This is a genomic window from Paraglaciecola sp. 25GB23A (assembly GCF_040012495.1).
Taxonomy (GTDB): Bacteria; Pseudomonadota; Gammaproteobacteria; order Enterobacterales; family Alteromonadaceae; genus Paraglaciecola.
The window spans coordinates 128502-145400 of sequence record NZ_JBDYKM010000005.1 but is presented as its reverse complement, the minus strand read 5'-3'; the positions used below and the strand labels follow the sequence as shown (position 1 = coordinate 145400).

Sequence of the window (16899 nt, the reverse complement as noted above, 5' to 3'; positions counted from 1 at the left end):
GCGCGTCCTACTAGCTCATTTTTAGCCACTAGGACGCGTTTTTTTATTTCATATCAAAATGTTTGTCGAAAAAGTTAGTGATCGTTTTATATAAGTGAATACCCGTGTTTTTACCGCGAATACTGTGCTTTTTACCGGGATAATCCATGGCTTCAAAAGGAATCGCTAGGTCCTGTAGGTGTTTGTAAAGTTTGGTGCTATTGGTAAACAAGACATTGTCATCAGCCATACCATGGTAGATGAGTAGATCGCCCTTTAAGTCCTTGGCATAAGGAAATACAGATGAGGCGGTGTAAGCATCTTTATCGGTATTAGGATTACCCATATAACGCTCTGTGTAAAAGGTATCATACAGTTCCCAGTCGGTAACCGGTGCACCTGCTACCCCAGCTTGAAAATAATCACCGGCTTTGAACATGCTCATTAACGTCATATAGCCGCCATAACTGTGGCCATGAACACCAATACGGGTGGCGTCCACATAGGGTAGAGTACGCAAAAATTTGACACCAGAGACTTGGTCTTGCACTTCTATGGCCCCCATTGCTTTATAAATGGGATCTTCAAAGGCTTTGCCGCGATAGTTTGAGCCACGGTTGTCCAGAGTAAATACCACATAACCTTTGTTTACCCAATGTTGAAATAACAAGCCACGATTACCACCCCAACTGTTGGTTACCATTTGCGCATGGGGTCCACCATAGAGGTAAACTATCACCGGATGTTTTTCCTGCAAATTTGCCGGTTTGTACAAGCGATAATACAACTCGGTACCATCTTCAGCTTTAAAACTGGCTATTTCTGGTTTGACCCATTGGTCTTGATAGGCAACAAGTGGGTGGTTCTCATCAATATTATTTTCACTTAACCAGGTGATTTGTGTGCCATCGGCCCTATGTAAACTGACTTGCGGCGGAGTATTGGTAGTCGAATAGTTATCCACATAAATACTGGCATCTTGACTAAATGAAATGGAATGTGTGCCGGCACGTTGGCTAATACGCTCAATTGCGCCATCTTTAAGGGATACAGAGTATAAATGATTTTCAGTAGGCGTGTCCTTGCGCCCGCTGAAATAGATCAGTTGTTTGGCTTCATTTACGGCTTCAATATTATTCACAACCCAGTTACCCTGAGTAAGTTGTTTAACTAATTCACCGTTGGTTTTATACAAATACAAATGTTTGTAGCCATCACGCTCAGAAGCCCAAATAAAATGTTTATTATCAGCTAAGAAATGCAAGTCGTCATTGAGGTTAACCCAAGTTGTACTGGTCTCTGCTAACAATGTCTGTTGGGTGGTTTTACGTAAATTATAGGCCTTTAATTTCAGTGTCTGTTGATCTCTGGGCATGATTTGATAGCTTAGAGTTTGACTATCAGCCATCCAATCTACACGGGTTAAATAGATGTCTTTATCTGCGCCTAAATCAATCCATTGGCTTGATTGTTTAGCAACATCCATGACAGCCAGTTTCACCAATACGTTTGGGGTGCCTGCAGCAGGATATCTCTGAGTAATCATTTCGATGGAGTCTGCGTATATTTCGCTACGAGTAATTTCTTGTACTGGACTCTCGTCAATTTGGGTAAAGGCAATATAGCGTTCATCGGGTGACCACCAATATCCCGTCATGCGATTCATTTCTTCTTGTGCAACAAACTCAGCCATGGCATTTTTTATATTGCCCTGACCATCATGGGTTAGGCGTGTTTCTACACCATTTTTAATGTGTTTGATGTAGAGATCTTGATTACGCACATAAGATACGTAGTTGCCCTGTGGAGATAGTTTAAAATCAGTTTCAAATTCAGGCGTATCAAGCAGTTGTAGGGCTTTTTTATCGCCCAATTTAAAATAGTAAAGATCGCCACCTAGGGGAAACAAAAGGGCCTTTCCATCTTTCGACCATTCATAACTAACAATGCCGCTGCCGCTCAAACGCATACGTTCGCGCCGAGCTTTTTCTTCGTCAGACAATTCTTCTGGACCGGAACTAAGGTCATCAGAATTAAATAACATCTGGATCTTTTTCGTTCTCAGATCGTATTCCCAGAGGTCAAGTCGTTCATAGTCACTGGTTTTGCCTTGTAAAAAGGTCACTCTTTTGCCGTCTGGCGATACTTTAAGGCTGCGTGGTGCGCTACCTTCTAAGGCGGGTGATGCAAACATGCGCTCTATGGTGAGACTTTCGCTGTAACTATGGCTGGTCATTAAACTGAATCCGCAAAGTAAAAGACAGGTGAGTTTTTTCATTATTATCAGTATCCTGTTATTTCTGTCGTTAACTATTTATTTCTATGCTACCTGAAACTGATAATGTTTTAAGTAGCATAGGTCTTGGTTGGGCATTGTAATCTCTCTCTACTCATAGGTAAAACATGTCGGACAAATTACATGCATTAGTATTAGGCGCCACAGGCTTAGTGGGTAAAGCACTGGTTAATCAATTACTTGATGATGGGCGTTACCAAAGCGTAACGTGTTTGTTACGCAAGCCTTTGCCGCAACATTTATTTAAGTCTCCTAACCAAAAGCTCCAACCCATAGTGATTGATTTTAATCAATTAGAAGATTATCAAGGCTATTTTAGTGCTGCCCACATATACGTATGTTTAGGTACAACGATCAAACAAGCGGGTAGTCGCTCTGCGTTTCGACGAGTAGATTTTGAATATGTGCACATTGCGGCGCAATTAGCCCGCGCGCAGCGAGCCCTAAGTTTTGTTTGGATTTCATCAGTTGGCGCAGATGCTAAAAGTCGTAATTTTTATCTGCGAGTAAAGGGCGAATTAGAAAATGCGATTATGGGCATGACAGGCTTAAATAATGCGTCTGGGGTTAGGCCGTCGTTACTGTTAGGTGAGCGCCAAGATTTTCGTCTGGGTGAGCAAATCGGCATGCAAGCCGCTAAGGTTTTTGCGCCATTGTTAAGGGGCAAGTTTGCCAAATACCGACCAGTACATGCTGCAGACGTGGCTGCGCAGATGATACGTTTACAACAGTTTTGAAAGGTTTATGACACGCGTAAAAGCCGGTTTTCAGTTTAAGCAGTTTTTTATTGAGCATAGCTTATGCGCCATGAAAGTAGGCACTGACAGTATCTTACTTGGTAGTTGGATAAAGCCAGAGCAAGCACAAAATGTACTCGATATCGGCACGGGCTCAGGTTTGTTGGCGGTGATGTTGGCGCAAAAAACAACATATAGTTGTCAACTTTACGGCATCGATATTGACCCCGATGCAGTAAAACAAGCAAAAATAAACGGCCTTCTCAGCCCCTGGCCTAATAAGCTGAATTTTGCACATGTGGCATTGCAGGACTTACGACACCAACGTCACTGGCCACAGCAGTTTGATTTAATTGTGAGTAATCCTCCATATTTTGCCCAAAACCCAAGCAGCAACCAGCAGAATATCCAGCAACATGACCAAGCACGCATCAATGCTCGGCAAGTCTCTTGCCTTGCTCATAGTGAATTGCTCAAATATGTCAATGTTCACTTATCTGATCGCGGTACTTTTATTTGTATTTTACCTGCTGATATTTGCGCCAAATTTATACAGCAAGCGCAACAGCAACAGTTGTTTGTCGTCCATCAATTGCAAGTAAAAAGTATAGTAGGTGGAAAAATCACTCGTCAAATATTGAAATTCAGTCGATACTCAAGTGAAACCCTATATGACAATTTGCTTATTTATTCACAAGCTAAGCAATATTCATCACAGTATATTGAATTATGTCGAGACTACTATTTGCGATTTTGAAGGAAGTAAGCCTGAGTGGGTTTGCATTACTGAATTGATCAACCAAACTTGATGGGAGTAAGTCATGTATACGTCTAAGTTGCCAGAGTCTATCCGCTCATTGGTTGAGCAATTGCAAATAGTTGAAGTGACGTGGCAGGGAGTGCCAATCCAGGTACCTAAATTTGCCGTGTATGCCGTTATTGACTCCCCACTTTATGATCAAGTTGTTTATCGAAATGGTCGCCATATCGGTTTGTTAAAATTTGGGCGTTATAACATCCCTGTGCTTGACCCTTTTAAAGAAAATGTTGAACTCAAACCTAAATTTGTCATTATTATGAGTCATTGTCGTGGCAATTTGTTTGGTTTATATGGCTACACAGCCGATCACGTAGAGTTTGATATCAACCTGCCTTTTTACCACGGTTCAGTTCCTCGTATTGTGCAGGCCTATGTTTAGGAGTGGGTAGTATTTTCCTACTTAGTCTGTATAAATGGCCAGAATATATTAAGTACTAGAGCGTATATTTACTGTTAAGGCCCTGTATTCTGCTGGATAGCCACATTGGAACAATATTTGTAACGTAATTCTACTCTGCAACGAGGTGTATCATTACTTGTTGCACTAATACCACATTGTCTAAGTTTCATGATTTGTGCTGTAGGGAGTTAGAAAACCTAAGTTTTTTATTGTGGAATAAGCTGCTTGCCAGTCTGATCAGATAGCTCGCTAAAAATAAGGAAGTGTCGATGAAATGTTGCGCCAAATATAGCTTTAATGGACAGAAACCTAGTGCCTTATCTATCTGCTGTTTATTGGTTTTGCTACTGTTAGGACTGAGCAGTGGCTGTGCCGTCAATAAAACGCAAAATGAGCCGGCAACAGACTCACAAACACAAAACATGCGGATTGATAGCTCACACGGCAGTTTTGAACTTGCTCCTACCGTAGTGAGTTATGCGCCCGAAAATTTTAGTGATCCCTTTGAAAGTTTTAATCGCCCGATGTTTGCCTTTAATGACTTTATGTTTAGACATATTTTAATTCCCATAGGCAACGGTTATCAAAATGTGGTGCCAACGCCCGTTCGGGGTGGTGTTACTAATTTTTTCAGTAATATTCGTGAACCACTCAATGCGCTTAATCATGTTTTGCAGGGTAATGGTTCTAACACGGGGGTGAGTGTTGGGCGATTCCTAATCAATTCTACTATCGGGCTACTGGGATTATTTGATCCTGCCGACGCTTGGTTTGCCTTAAAAGAGCAAAAAGCCACTTTAAATCAAACGCTGGCTAGTTATGATATGGCCTATGGCAGTTTTTTAGTTTTACCCTTTCTTGGACAAACTGATACCCGCAATGGTTTCTCTACCTTAGTAGAGGGAGTTATCCATCCCCTTAATACTGTGGCCGATGCACCGCAAAGTTTATATATTCAGGCTTTTGGTAGTTTTCATGAATTTGCCCCTCATGCAGGTAGTTATGAAATATTGCAGCAACAAAGTGACGACCCCTACTTATTTTTCCGTAATCTCTATTTACAAGGCGTATTACGTGATGCGCAATTTACCGAAGGGGCCATGCCAATTGAGGCGTTTCCGCTTAACCCCTATTCAGAAAAGCAACATACTGTAAAAGCGCTAGAGCCCAGTGACAAGGAAGCTGAGTTTACCAAGCCAGCGCTGGAACCTTAAAATGCAGGTAGCTGCGCGTTTTATAACCCAACACAACAAACTTATGATCGGCATTTTTGTGGTCTTGACCCTTGTTTTAGCTTGGTTTGTGCAAAATTTTAAAATTGATGCTTCTGCCGAAACCTTGTTACTTAAAAACAACAAGCTGTATATTGAAACTCAGGTTATTAATCAGCGCTTCGCTCCGCAAGAATTTATTCTGGTGGCTTATGAGCCCAAGAGTGGAGACGTTTTTTCCGACGAATCTTTTACAACTATTGCCCAGCTCAGTGAGGCCTTTAGTAAACTCGATAGAGTTGCCTCAGTGACCAATATTCTTAACGTGCCACTATTGTCAAAAGCGACTTCCCTTGATGCCAAATTAGATCCCGATGAATGGAAGTGGCAGAGTAAACACTATGCGCCACAAGAAATGCGTGAAGTGTTCAAAAACCACCCACTTTATACCGACCTTTTAGTTAATCAAGCCATGACTGCCACCGCTATTCAAGTGGTATTCAAAGCTGATAAGGCCCTGAGCGACATTCAAAACCAAATTACTGATTTGCAGAAAAAAGTCCTTAATGATGAGCTCACCGAACAAGATCAACAGCAGATAAACAGCTTAAGACAACAAGCGGATCCCTTGGAACAAAAACTCAATCAACAACGTCAAAAGGAAATCAATGAGATTTATCACATCATTGAGCCGTATAAACAGCAGGCAAATATCTACTTAGGTGGCGCTCAAGTTCTGGCCTTTCAACTGATTGACATCATACAGAATGATTTAGTGATTTTTGGCAGTGCTATCGGGGTAGTTATCTGCCTCTTATTATGGGTGATATTTGGTCAATTTCGCTGGGTGCTTATTCCTATAATTTGCTGTGCGGTCAGTGTGGTACTGACCATTGGTTTGTTTGGTTTGCTTGATTTGCGCACAACAGTTATCTCGTCTAATTTTGTGGCACTCCAGCTTATTCTGACCTTGGCTATTGTGATCCATTTGCTGGTGGAATATCGCCAGTTGGCAGGTCAGTTACCCGACGTAACTCAACAAGAGTTAGTGCAAACAACCTTCATTAATAAACTCAAACCATGTTTTTATGCTGGCTTTACTACCTGTGTGGGTTTTGCGTCTTTGTTGTTTAGTGGTATTCAACCAGTGGTATCGTTTGGTTGGATGATGATGGTCGCTATGGTTATTTCGATTTTGGTAAGTTTGATACTTTTTCCGGCCATAGTTAGCTTATTTAACCGTCAGGATAAAATACAAGTTCATCGCATAAGTCGCTTTATAATCAATGGTTTGCAGCGCTTAAGCTTAAGCCAGCCAAACTGGATTTTTGCCATTAGCCTTGTTTTGTTGTTAGCTAGCGCAGTGGGTTTAAGTAAACTCAGTGTGGAAAATAGTTTTATTAATTATTTTGATAAATCGACACGGGTGTTCAAAGAGCTTTCCTTTATTGATCAGCAATTTGGTGGTTCAACCCAACTGGATATCATCTATAACATTCCTGAAGTGCAACAAGACAAAGAGCTAGTTTTAAGCGCACAAAGCGTGCAATCTTTGCAAAAAGTGCAGTTTATCATGCGACAGTTTGCCGCCATGGGTAATGTCACGTCAGTGGTGAACTTCACGGAACTGGCGCAGATTATTAATAGCGGTAAACCGCTTACTGAATACGAATTGACCGTAATCTATCGTTTAATCGATAAATCCTTAACAGAGCAGTTATTGGGTTCATATTTTTCGCCCGAAACCCAACAATTGCGCATCAGTAGTCGGATTAAAGACACCACCGAAGGCCTCAACCGTGCTGAGTTTATGCAAACCCTCAAACAAGATGTGGAGGGCGTTTCAGTAGTGCCACATTCTTTTGTTCTAGGCAATTTATTTGTATTGTATCAAGACATACTTCAGCGTTTGTTTAGCTCTCAGATCCTAACCATGGGTATTGTCTATGCCGCTTTATTTGTGGTGTTGTTAGCCATATTTAGATCGTTCAAAATAGCGCTTATTGCCATTATTCCCAATATATTATCCACTATGCTGGTGTTGGGTTTGATGGGCTGGTTTAAGATCCCCCTTGATTTGATGACGATCACAATTGCAGCGATTGCGATGGGAATTGCAGTGGATGATACCATTCACTTTGTTCATCGTTTCACGCATGAGTCACATGATAAATCCGCGGCTGATGCAGTCAAGGCTACCTATGCCAGTATTGGCTTTGCTTTGTTATACACCACCTTCATTATCACCTTAGGATTTTCATTACTGAGTTTCTCTGACTTTGTACCCAGTGTTATGTTCGGGCTATTAACAGGTTTAGCGATGTTGGTGGCCTTGTTAACTGACTTAACCTTGTTACCAGCAATGTTGAGTCGCTTTTGCCAAGGTAGTGAACAAGTAAAAGGGTAATGTAAACGGCCTATTGCGCTTAGCTGTTTAAATCAAGCGTCCCTACTCAGACCCTTTTCGATGCTTCTTATCAAACGTTCGGTCTGGCGTGGCAGGGCGGCACTGTGACTATTGGCTTTTATTTGCTGTTGGCTAATGGCCCAGTCGATATGTTCAGCGACTAATTCAGAAGCGTGTAAACGTGCCTGAGTGAGTGCGGCAAGTACCTGCGAAGAATAGGGCGCATTCCCCAGACCAACTGCGATGTTGCGTTGCCAACGTTCGAAACCAATACGCCGAATAGCCGATCCTTCTGTAAGTTTTAGAAAGGTGTTTTCGTCCCAACTAAATAGATCCAACAAGTCTTTGGCCATCAGGGTTTTACGTGGATGAAAGTCGGCCTCGGCAGTAATGTTGGCGTAACGATTCCACGGACAAATTAACTGGCAATCATCACAGCCATAAACCCGATTACCGATCAAAGAACGAAACTCCTCTGGAATCGCGCCTTTTTGTTCGATGGTGAGATAGGAAATACAGCGCCTGGCATCGACCACATAGGGTTCTACAATGGCTTGTGTTGGGCAGATGGTCAGACAAGCAGTGCAACTGCCGCACTGTTCTTTAACCATGGTATCAATCGGTAAGGGCAAATTAATCAATAGTTCGCCAAGAAAAAACCATGAACCTGCTTCTTTGTTAATGGTAAGTGAGTGCTTACCAGTCCAGCCAATTCCAGCTTTTTCTGCAAGGGCGTGTTCGAGCACTGGGGCTGAGTCAACAAAAGGACGATAATTTAATTGTTCACATTCGCTTTTTATTTTTTCACCGAGTTGTTTTAAGCGTGAGCGTATTAATTTGTGATAATCGCGACCCAAGGCATAGCGGCTAATATAGGCTTGGTTTTTATTTTTTAAGGTTCGTGCAAATTGTGCATCAGGGGGCAGATAGTCCATGCGCACACTGATAGCTCGCACGGTACCAGCCAATAGTTCTGCAGGACGCGCGCGTTTCAAACCATGTTCATGCATATACTGCATTTCACCAGCAAAGCCTTTATCTAGCCATGTTTGCAAGTGTTTTTCATGACGACTTAGGTCAACATCACAAATACCAACTTGCTGAAAGCCTAGCGCTTTGCCCCAAGCCTTGATATTTTCAGCTAATTGCGTCAATGCTTGAGAATCCAAAAGTGAGCTTACCCCTAGAATTGAAAGAAAATGTAATTGAACAAACGCCCGCCAGCTTAGCATATAAATTAGTTAGCGCAGAGCAGGTTCGTCAACATGAACTGACTGCGGCGGCATCACTAGAGTGTACTAGTTTTGCTTTAATGCAGCGTGCAGGCGCAGCGGTTATGCATTGTATTCAAACCTATTATCCCTTAGCCGAAAAAATACTTGTCTTAGTAGGGGGAGGCAATAATGCGGGCGATGGATATATTGTGGCTAGTTTGGCCAGACTGCATGGCCTCAACGTTATTTTGGCCAGTGCTGACCCCACTCACACCTTAAGCTCTGATGCGCTAAAGGCTCAACAATTATGGCAGCAAGGTGATGGCTTAGTATTAAACTGGCAGGAAGTAGATTTTAGAGAATACGACTTATTGGTTGACGCACTGCTGGGCACAGGATTACAGGGAGTAATTCGTTCCCCTATGCAGGATGTGATTAAACAAGTCAATTTGAGTACGATACCGGTTGTGAGTATTGATTTGCCCTCGGGTTTGCACGCTGACACCGGCGCTCCGCTACCCATAGCGGTTGAAGCAGAGCGCACAGTGACCTTTGTTGCCATAAAACCTGGTTTGGTTACTGGAATAGGTAAGCACTTTTGTGGGCAATTATTATTGGATGAGCTCGCGATTGGTAAACCTTTTTTTGCTTTAGTTAAGGCACAAGCAAACTTGATAAGTTGGGCCACACTGACAAAATTAGCCGATAGGCAAAATCACGCGAATAAAGGTAAATTTGGCCGACTAGTATGCTTTGGCGGAAACAAGGGCATGGCTGGTGCAGTTTGTCTTAGTGCTACAGCGGCTTTGCGCAGCGGTGCCGGATTGGTAAAAGTATTCTGTCATGAACACAGTCAAGTGGTAGTTGCCACAAGCCAGCCAGAAATAATGCTTCAGATTGAAACAGGAATTGCCGCTATCAAGTCTGCTCTCGAGTGGAGTACTTGTTTGGTTTTGGGGCCAGGACTTGGCACCGACCAGTGGGCAAAAAGCCTGTTTGAACACGTATTGGCCTATTTACAGCATACTGAAAAACCGATCGTTATTGATGCTGACGGTCTTAATTTACTGGCTAAACGGTATGAGGCGAAACAAGTCATAAATTTAGGTCATTGTGTTCTTACTCCTCACCCCGGTGAAGCGGCTCGATTGTTAGGTGTCACGGTGCCAGAGATTGAACAAGACAGGTATGCAGCATGTCAGGCTATTGCAAGCCGTTATCAAGCTGTATGTGTGCTAAAAGGTGCAGGTACTATTATCTGTCATCCCCATAACAGTGAGGACTGTTATGTTTGCGCTGATGGTAATCCTGGCATGGCGACTGCCGGTATGGGGGATGTGCTTAGTGGCGTGATTGGCGCTATGTTAGGCCTGGGTATGTCTGGACAAATTGCCGCTAATTATGGGGTTTGTTTGCATGCGGCGGCAGGTGATAGAGTTGCCAGTGAGTATGGCCAACGTGGTATGATAGCCAGTGATTTATTTCAACCTCTACGAGTATTATTAAACTACCGATGAAAATATTTGGCCAAGGGATAAAACAAACCCGAAATTTTGAATCATTAGATGAGCTGACCATGCTTCAATTGGCGGCAGACTTGGCACAATCATGCAGTCAGTCTTGCGTCATCTATTTGCAGGGCGATTTGGGGGCGGGGAAAACCACCTTTAGTCGCGGTTTTATTCAAGGTTTGGGGCATATTGGCAAGGTCAAGAGTCCAACCTATACTTTGGTTGAACCTTATGAAATCGCACCTTGGCGGATTTTTCATTTTGACCTATATCGCTTAGCTGATCCGGAAGAGCTAGAGTTCATGGGGATTAGGGATTATTTTGAAAATGACTGCATTTGCCTTATTGAGTGGCCGGATAAAGGTCTTAGACTCTTGGCAGCAGCAGATTTAAACATTAGTATAAGCTTCAGTCTGCAAGTTAGATCGTTGTCAATGAGTGCCTTGACAGCTCGAGGAGAAAAATTGCTCGCAAGTCTTGTGGCTCGAAATTCAGTATCTGAGAGTGAAAAATAAGAAAAATAATATGCAAATTGCTTGGTGTTTTAGAAAACGGGTTAATATAACAGCAGTCTGTGCATTGCTTGTTTGTTTATTGCTGAGTTTTACCCTACAGGCGAAAAATAACATCGATGGTTTGCGGATTTGGCCTTCGCCGGCCAATACCCGTTTGGTCTTTGACCTGAGTCAATCTCCAGAATTTAGTTATTTTACGCTGAGTAATCCTGAGCGTTTAGTGATTGACATCGCAAACGCCAGCGATAAGTTCGATTTTAGCCGAGTTGATAATCAAAGTACCTTGGTTAAAAAACTACGTTACAGCAAGGCAAAAACTAAAGACTCAATACGGGTTGTTATTGAACTTAATAAGAAACTGGATACAACGGTTTTTTCATTGCCTCCGACGACGCCGTATAATGATCGTTTAGTCATCGACCTAAGTGATGACAATCCCGCCCCCTCAATTATACTTAATGCTCAAACGGCTAGTTCAGAGCGCAATATTGTAGTAGTCATCGATGCCGGACACGGCGGAGAAGACCCCGGTTCTATCGGTGGTGGTGGAAGCTATGAAAAAGACGTCACTTTAAGTATTTCCAAGTATTTAGAAGCCTTAATCAGCAAAGAGCCGGGCATGCAAGCAATCATGACGCGCACCGGTGATTATTATATTTCACCCAATAAACGTCCTGCGATTGCACGGCAACACAAAGCCGATTTATTAGTATCCATTCACGCTGATGCTTTTGTTACTCCACAACCCAGTGGTGCTTCTGTTTGGGTGCTATCGATGAGTAGAGCAAATACTGAATTAGGCCGTTGGATGGAAAATACCGAAAAACATTCAGAGTTGCTCGGCGGTGCGGCCGAAATTATTCAAGACACTGCCAGTGAATTGTATTTGACCCAAGCTTTATTAGATATGTCGATGGATCATTCACTAACCACTAGTTACGACTTAAGTCGAGACGTGATTGCCCAGCTAAAAGGCATCACTAAAATGCATAAAAAAGTGCCTCAGGCTGCAAGTTTGGCGGTGTTAACTTCTCCAGATATCGCTTCTATATTGGTTGAAACGGGTTTTATTTCTAATCCCGGCGAAGAAAAAAATCTTAATAATGCAAAACACCGACAGAAGATAGCGCAGTCAATTTTTGATGGTATTAAAAATCATTTTAAGCGTACTCCACCCGATGGTTCGTTGTGGGCCAAACTTAAAAAGGAACACCGTACTCATCAAGTTCGCAGTGGCGAGTCTTTGTCTTTGTTGGCCCAGCGTTATAATGTTGATGTCGATCAGCTCAGAAAGGCCAATAATCTTAGGACTGATGTGGTTCGGATTGGTCAAATACTGACGATACCGCAAACCTGATTTTAGCCTTTTTCATTTATTCCTCATTGTTTTTACAGGTTGTATTGTGCCAATACAAATTTTACCAGCCAGATTAGCCAACCAAATAGCCGCCGGAGAAGTGGTTGAACGCCCCGCATCTGTGGTCAAAGAATTGGTAGAAAATAGTCTTGATTCAGGGGCTACACAGATTGATGTTGAAATTGAAAAAGGGGGGCATAAACGTATTTTGATCCGTGACAACGGCAGTGGAATTCCCCAAGCAGAGTTAGCTTTAGCCTTAAGCCGCCATGCCACGAGCAAAATAAGCAGTTTGGATGATCTCGAACATATTGCTAGTTTGGGGTTCAGAGGCGAGGCCTTGGCAAGTATCAGTTCTGTGGCGCGACTCACTTTAAGCTCTAAACCTGCGCAGCAGCAGGATGCGTGGCAAGCTCATTGCGAAGGGCGTGACATGGAGGTGAAACTCAATCCCGTTGCTCACCCTAATGGCACCAGTGTGGACGTTAGTGATCTGTTTTTTAATACGCCAGCGAGACGTAAATTTTTGCGGGCAGAGAAAACAGAATTCACCCATATTGATGAAATTATTCGGCGCATCGCCTTGAGCCGGTTTGACGTGGGATTTACTCTGAAACACAACGGTAAAATAGTCCGTAAGTATGCCTTAGCTGAAACTGAACAAGCCCAACAAAGACGATTAGTGGCTATTTGTGGCAATGATTTTAGTGAACATGGCATTGTTTTGAATAGTCAGTATCAGGATTTTTGTTTACGGGGCTGGTTAGCTTCGCCACAAATGGCCAAAATGCAGGTTGATTGCCAGTACTTTTACGTCAATGGTCGCATGATGCGCGATAAATTGTTGAACCATGCCGTGCGACAAGCACTTGAGGGCGTGATTGCTCCAGACCACCAATTAGCCTATGTACTGTACTTCACCCTAGAGCTTAATCAGGTGGATGTGAATGTGCATCCGGCAAAACACGAGGTGCGTTTTCATCAAAGTCGACTAGTGCATGATTTTATCTTTAGAGCACTGAGTGATGCCCTTAACCAATATTTTACCAGCAATAGTGACACTAATAGTACTAAACAAGACCTACCAAGCGTTGAGCCAAATCATGATTATATTCGCCCTCTGACTAAGCAAAGTGACTCTCAAGTAAGTGAAACTCAGTCGATGCAGACACCGGTTTATTCAACAAATAACGGTAGTATGCCTCGTTATCCCCCAACAAATCAGAAGAGCAGTTCAGCAGCAACTAGCATATCAGCAAATGTGCTAAAGGCGAGTCAGGCTTATCAATCGTTAATGACTACTACTGAACCACAAACCGCTAATTTGCCAAATTTTTTACGGGTAAACGAACAGCTCTTGTTAGTTAAAGCAAACAGTCAGTTTTATTTGTTCAAAATAGCAAAACTCATTGAACAGCAGTTACGACATACTTTTGCCAAGGGCCTACCTGTTTGTCAGCCGTTATTATTACCAGTTTCAATCGAGGGTGATAAACGCTTGCTCACTAACGCCAAAATACTACAAGCGTCTTTATTAGCCTTACAGATTGAAATTGCATGGCAGGGAAAACGTATCATTTTACGCAAAATTCCTGCTGGAATGCGCCAGTTTGACTGGAGCTTAATTTTAGAACGTTTGTTAGCTACAGAAGATCCAGACTTGTCTAGCTTAAAAGAGAGTTTGATCACTTGTTTGGCTGAACAACATAGTAGTATAAACGAAGCCGAGTTAATGGTTTTTTGGCAAAATTACTGGCAGTATATTCCACAGAGTTTTGAGCAATATATAACCGCGGTGGCCAAAAAAATACCCTTTGAACAGTGGTTGAGTCAATATGCTTAAAAATACTCAGGCGTCTCTGCCCCCCGCACTATTTTTAATGGGCCCTACCGCATCAGGCAAAACGGCATTGGCCATCGAACTTTGCCAACATTTACCCTGTGAGATTATTAGTGTTGATTCAGCGCTGATATATAAAGACATGGATATAGGCACGGCCAAACCCACTGCGCAGGAATTAGCCTTGGCGCCTCATCGCTTGATCGACATTCTAGACCCCGCTGAAAGTTACTCGGTAGCCGAATTTCGTCGTGATGCGATCTCTGCAATGGATGAAATCAGCGCTAGAGGGAAAATCCCGCTATTAGTGGGCGGCACAATGATGTATTTCAAGGCTTTAACGGATGGTTTATCACTCCTACCAGAATCTAATGCAGCGATCAGAGCAAATATTGAAGAAGAAGCTGATCTAGTTGGCTGGCAAACCTTGCATGATCGTTTAAAGTCGATTGATCCTAAATCGGCAGAGCGTATTCATCCAAATGATCCTCAACGCTTAGTGCGCGCCTTAGAAGTATATGAATTAACTAAAAAATCTATGTCTGAATTGCTACTGCAAAAATCTGCACCGCTAGCCTATCAGAGCTATCAGTTTTCTATTGCTCCGACCGATCGAAAGGTCTTACATGAGAGAATTGAGGTGCGATTTAAGCAAATGTTGCAGCAAGGTTTTCAACAAGAAGTTGAATTTTTGCGCCAACGTCTTGATCTTAATCTCAATTTGCCCTCTATGAGGTGTGTAGGTTATCGCCAGATGTGGCAATATCTCGATCAAGAGTTTGATTACAGTGAAATGCAGGAACGCGCTATCGCTGCCACACGTCAATTGGCAAAACGTCAACTTACTTGGTTGCGAGGGTGGGAAAATATTCACCCATTAGACACATTTGCTAAAGACAATTTGACTCAAGTCATTAAACTAAGCAAACTTCACTACTAGCAATGCTATACAGCTTTTTGAAAAACTGTATAATCACCATTAAAGTAATTTTCATAATAAAAAGAAAAGGATAGATCATGGCAAAGGGGCAATCATTACAAGACCCATTCTTAAATGCGCTACGGAAGGAACGTATTCCTGTGTCTATTTACCTTGTTAACGGAATAAAACTGCAAGGACAGGTCGAGTCTTTCGACCAATTTGTTATCCTGTTGAAGAACACCGTCAGCCAAATGGTTTATAAACACGCTATCTCAACTGTTGTGCCTTCGCGCGCTATTCCTATGGCGGCAACTGGGCAGGACGCTGACGACGAATAATGCGTGTAGTAGGAGAGTTGATTGTTTGATCGTTATGCAGCTGGTGAGCAAGCTGTTTTAGTTCATGTTGATTTTTCCGATGAAAACAGCAGAGAAGATTTAGTCGAGTTGCAACTTTTAGTATCTTCTGCAGGTGTTAACGCTGTTGATGTTGTAACGGGCTCTCGTCAAACACCCAAGGCCAGATATTTTGTTGGTAGCGGTAAGGCCCAAGAAATTGCCAATGCTGTGCGTGCCAATCAAGCCGATGTGGTTATTTTTAATCATAGTCTGAGCCCTTCTCAAGAACGTAATCTAGAGCAGCTTTGTCAATGTCGGGTATTAGATCGTACCGGTCTCATATTAGATATTTTTGCTCAGCGAGCGCGAACTCACGAAGGTAAGTTGCAAGTAGAGCTTGCTCAACTTAAACACATGAGTACCCGTTTGATCCGTGGATGGACTCACCTTGAAAGACAAACGGGTGGCATCGGTTTACGTGGTCCGGGCGAAACCCAACTAGAAACGGATAGACGATTATTACGTGAACGTATTAAAAGTATCACCCGTCGTTTATCAAAAGTCCAAGTTCAGCGTGAACAAGGTCGCCGTGCGCGTCTAAGAGCTGAAATTCCAACTGTGTCCCTTGTAGGCTATACCAACGCGGGTAAATCGACTTTATTTAACACTGTTACTCAATCAGCGGTTTATGCGGCAGACCAATTGTTTGCTACGTTAGATCCAACGCTTAGAAAAATTCAGTTACAAGATATTGGCTCAGCTATTTTAGCCGATACGGTTGGTTTTATCCGTCACTTGCCCCATGATCTGATTGCGGCGTTTAAGGCTACATTGCAAGAAACACAGCAAGCTAACCTACTATTACATGTGGTGGATTATGCTGATGAGCATTATTTAGAAAATACCGATCAGGTAAATCAGGTGCTGGAAGAGATCGGTGCTGATGATATTCAGCAATTGGTGGTATGTAATAAAATTGATCGGATGGAAGGCATCAACCCAAGGATAGATCGTGATGAGGACAATATGCCGATTCGGGTATGGTTGTCGGCTCAAGAGGGCATTGGTATTGATTTGCTACTAAGCGCGATTACCGAATGTTTATCGACTAATATGGTGCAACATCGTTTACGTATTCCCCCTAGTCTGAGTAAACTCAGAGGAGTATTTTACGAATTAAATTGCATTGCAGAACAAAGTTATACTGAAGAAGGTGATTGGCAAGTTGATGTGAGGATGGCTCACAGTGACTGGCAAAGACTAATTAAACGATCCGAAACCAACTTAGAAGACTATATAGTGAGTTAGTGAGGGTAATATAAGCAGATTTCATGTGGTAACGTTGATACTAT

At 42.6% G+C, this 16899-nt stretch carries 14 protein-coding genes; 12 read left to right on the top strand and 2 right to left on the bottom strand.

Translation table 11 applies throughout. The features are described 5' to 3' along the window. Positions 1–43: 43 nt before the first annotated feature. On the bottom strand, positions 44–2257 hold the full coding sequence (locus tag ABKW31_RS11020) for a S9 family peptidase (protein ID WP_348616406.1): 2214 nt from the start codon (positions 2255–2257) through the stop codon (positions 44–46). A 125-nt stretch (positions 2258–2382) separates the two neighbouring features. On the opposite strand from ABKW31_RS11020, the gene ABKW31_RS11015 reads away from it, so the two are divergent. The 5 genes from ABKW31_RS11015 (at position 2383) to ABKW31_RS10995 (ending at position 7850) form a co-directional block, all read left to right on the top strand. Beyond that, a complete protein-coding gene (locus tag ABKW31_RS11015; RefSeq protein ID WP_348616405.1) occupies positions 2383–3012 on the top strand; it encodes an NAD(P)H-binding protein in 630 nt (209 codons plus the stop codon). Between the two features lie 7 nt (positions 3013–3019). Continuing rightward, on the top strand, positions 3020–3769 hold the full coding sequence (locus ABKW31_RS11010) for a methyltransferase (protein WP_348616403.1): 750 nt from the start codon (positions 3020–3022) through the stop codon (positions 3767–3769). Positions 3770–3833: 64 nt separating this feature from the next. Then, positions 3834–4211, top strand: a complete 378-nt coding sequence (locus ABKW31_RS11005) for a hypothetical protein (RefSeq protein WP_348616401.1) — start codon at positions 3834–3836, stop codon at positions 4209–4211. Between the two features lie 290 nt (positions 4212–4501). Next, complete coding sequence (locus ABKW31_RS11000) at positions 4502–5446, top strand: VacJ family lipoprotein (RefSeq protein WP_348616400.1); 945 nt, start codon at positions 4502–4504, stop codon at positions 5444–5446. Between the two features lies 1 nt (position 5447). Further along, the gene (locus ABKW31_RS10995) at positions 5448–7850 is read left to right on the top strand and encodes an MMPL family transporter (RefSeq protein ID WP_348616399.1); all 2403 of its coding nucleotides are present in this window, start codon (positions 5448–5450) and stop codon (positions 7848–7850) included. A 32-nt stretch (positions 7851–7882) separates the two neighbouring features. On the opposite strand, the gene queG is transcribed toward ABKW31_RS10995, so the two are convergent. Then, entirely contained in the window at positions 7883–9019 is a 1137-nt protein-coding gene (gene queG, locus ABKW31_RS10990) for a tRNA epoxyqueuosine(34) reductase QueG (RefSeq protein ID WP_348616398.1), read from the bottom strand. On the opposite strand from queG, the gene ABKW31_RS10985 reads away from it, so the two are divergent. From ABKW31_RS10985 to hflX, 7 genes are all read left to right on the top strand, one after another. Next, positions 9004–10581 (top strand): NAD(P)H-hydrate dehydratase, encoded by a 1578-nt coding sequence (locus ABKW31_RS10985; RefSeq protein ID WP_348616397.1) that lies wholly within the window; start codon positions 9004–9006, stop codon positions 10579–10581. The two genes, queG and ABKW31_RS10985, sit on opposite strands and share 16 nt — an antisense overlap. Then, positions 10578–11090 (top strand): tRNA (adenosine(37)-N6)-threonylcarbamoyltransferase complex ATPase subunit type 1 TsaE, encoded by a 513-nt coding sequence (gene tsaE, locus ABKW31_RS10980; protein WP_348616396.1) that lies wholly within the window; start codon positions 10578–10580, stop codon positions 11088–11090. Before ABKW31_RS10985 ends, tsaE begins: the two co-directional genes overlap by 4 nt. 10 nt (positions 11091–11100) lie before the next feature. Then, the gene (locus tag ABKW31_RS10975) at positions 11101–12447 is read left to right on the top strand and encodes an N-acetylmuramoyl-L-alanine amidase (RefSeq protein WP_348616395.1); all 1347 of its coding nucleotides are present in this window, start codon (positions 11101–11103) and stop codon (positions 12445–12447) included. A 46-nt stretch (positions 12448–12493) separates the two neighbouring features. Continuing rightward, positions 12494–14290, top strand: coding sequence for a DNA mismatch repair endonuclease MutL (gene mutL / locus ABKW31_RS10970; protein ID WP_348616394.1), 1797 nt, complete (start codon positions 12494–12496; stop codon positions 14288–14290). Continuing rightward, on the top strand, positions 14283–15227 hold the full coding sequence (miaA, locus tag ABKW31_RS10965; RefSeq protein WP_348616393.1) for a tRNA (adenosine(37)-N6)-dimethylallyltransferase MiaA: 945 nt from the start codon (positions 14283–14285) through the stop codon (positions 15225–15227). The genes mutL and miaA overlap by 8 nt, the downstream gene beginning before the upstream one ends. Before the next feature lie 77 nt (positions 15228–15304). Beyond that, positions 15305–15547, top strand: a complete 243-nt coding sequence (gene hfq / locus ABKW31_RS10960; protein WP_348616392.1) for an RNA chaperone Hfq — start codon at positions 15305–15307, stop codon at positions 15545–15547. 21 nt (positions 15548–15568) lie between these two features. Then, positions 15569–16855, top strand: coding sequence for a ribosome rescue GTPase HflX (gene hflX / locus ABKW31_RS10955; protein WP_348616391.1), 1287 nt, complete (start codon positions 15569–15571; stop codon positions 16853–16855). The last annotated feature ends 44 nt before the right edge of the window (positions 16856–16899 follow it).

Excerpts from the sequence above, each read along its gene's own strand:
- ABKW31_RS11000 (WP_348616400.1), top strand. The coding sequence starts at position 4,502 with ATGAAATGTTGCGCCAAATATAGCTTTAATGGACAGAAACCTAGTGCC.
- ABKW31_RS11020 (WP_348616406.1), bottom strand. The coding sequence starts at position 2,257 with ATGAAAAAACTCACCTGTCTTTTACTTTGCGGATTCAGTTTAATGACC.
- ABKW31_RS11010 (WP_348616403.1), top strand. The coding sequence starts at position 3,020 with ATGACACGCGTAAAAGCCGGTTTTCAGTTTAAGCAGTTTTTTATTGAG.
- hfq (WP_348616392.1), top strand. The coding sequence starts at position 15,305 with ATGGCAAAGGGGCAATCATTACAAGACCCATTCTTAAATGCGCTACGG.
- ABKW31_RS11015 (WP_348616405.1), top strand. The coding sequence starts at position 2,383 with ATGTCGGACAAATTACATGCATTAGTATTAGGCGCCACAGGCTTAGTG.
- ABKW31_RS11005 (WP_348616401.1), top strand. The coding sequence starts at position 3,834 with ATGTATACGTCTAAGTTGCCAGAGTCTATCCGCTCATTGGTTGAGCAA.
- ABKW31_RS10985 (WP_348616397.1), top strand. The coding sequence starts at position 9,004 with ATGCTTGAGAATCCAAAAGTGAGCTTACCCCTAGAATTGAAAGAAAAT.
- miaA (WP_348616393.1), top strand. The coding sequence starts at position 14,283 with ATGCTTAAAAATACTCAGGCGTCTCTGCCCCCCGCACTATTTTTAATG.
- ABKW31_RS10975 (WP_348616395.1), top strand. The coding sequence starts at position 11,101 with ATGCAAATTGCTTGGTGTTTTAGAAAACGGGTTAATATAACAGCAGTC.
- ABKW31_RS10995 (WP_348616399.1), top strand. The coding sequence starts at position 5,448 with ATGCAGGTAGCTGCGCGTTTTATAACCCAACACAACAAACTTATGATC.
- tsaE (WP_348616396.1), top strand. The coding sequence starts at position 10,578 with ATGAAAATATTTGGCCAAGGGATAAAACAAACCCGAAATTTTGAATCA.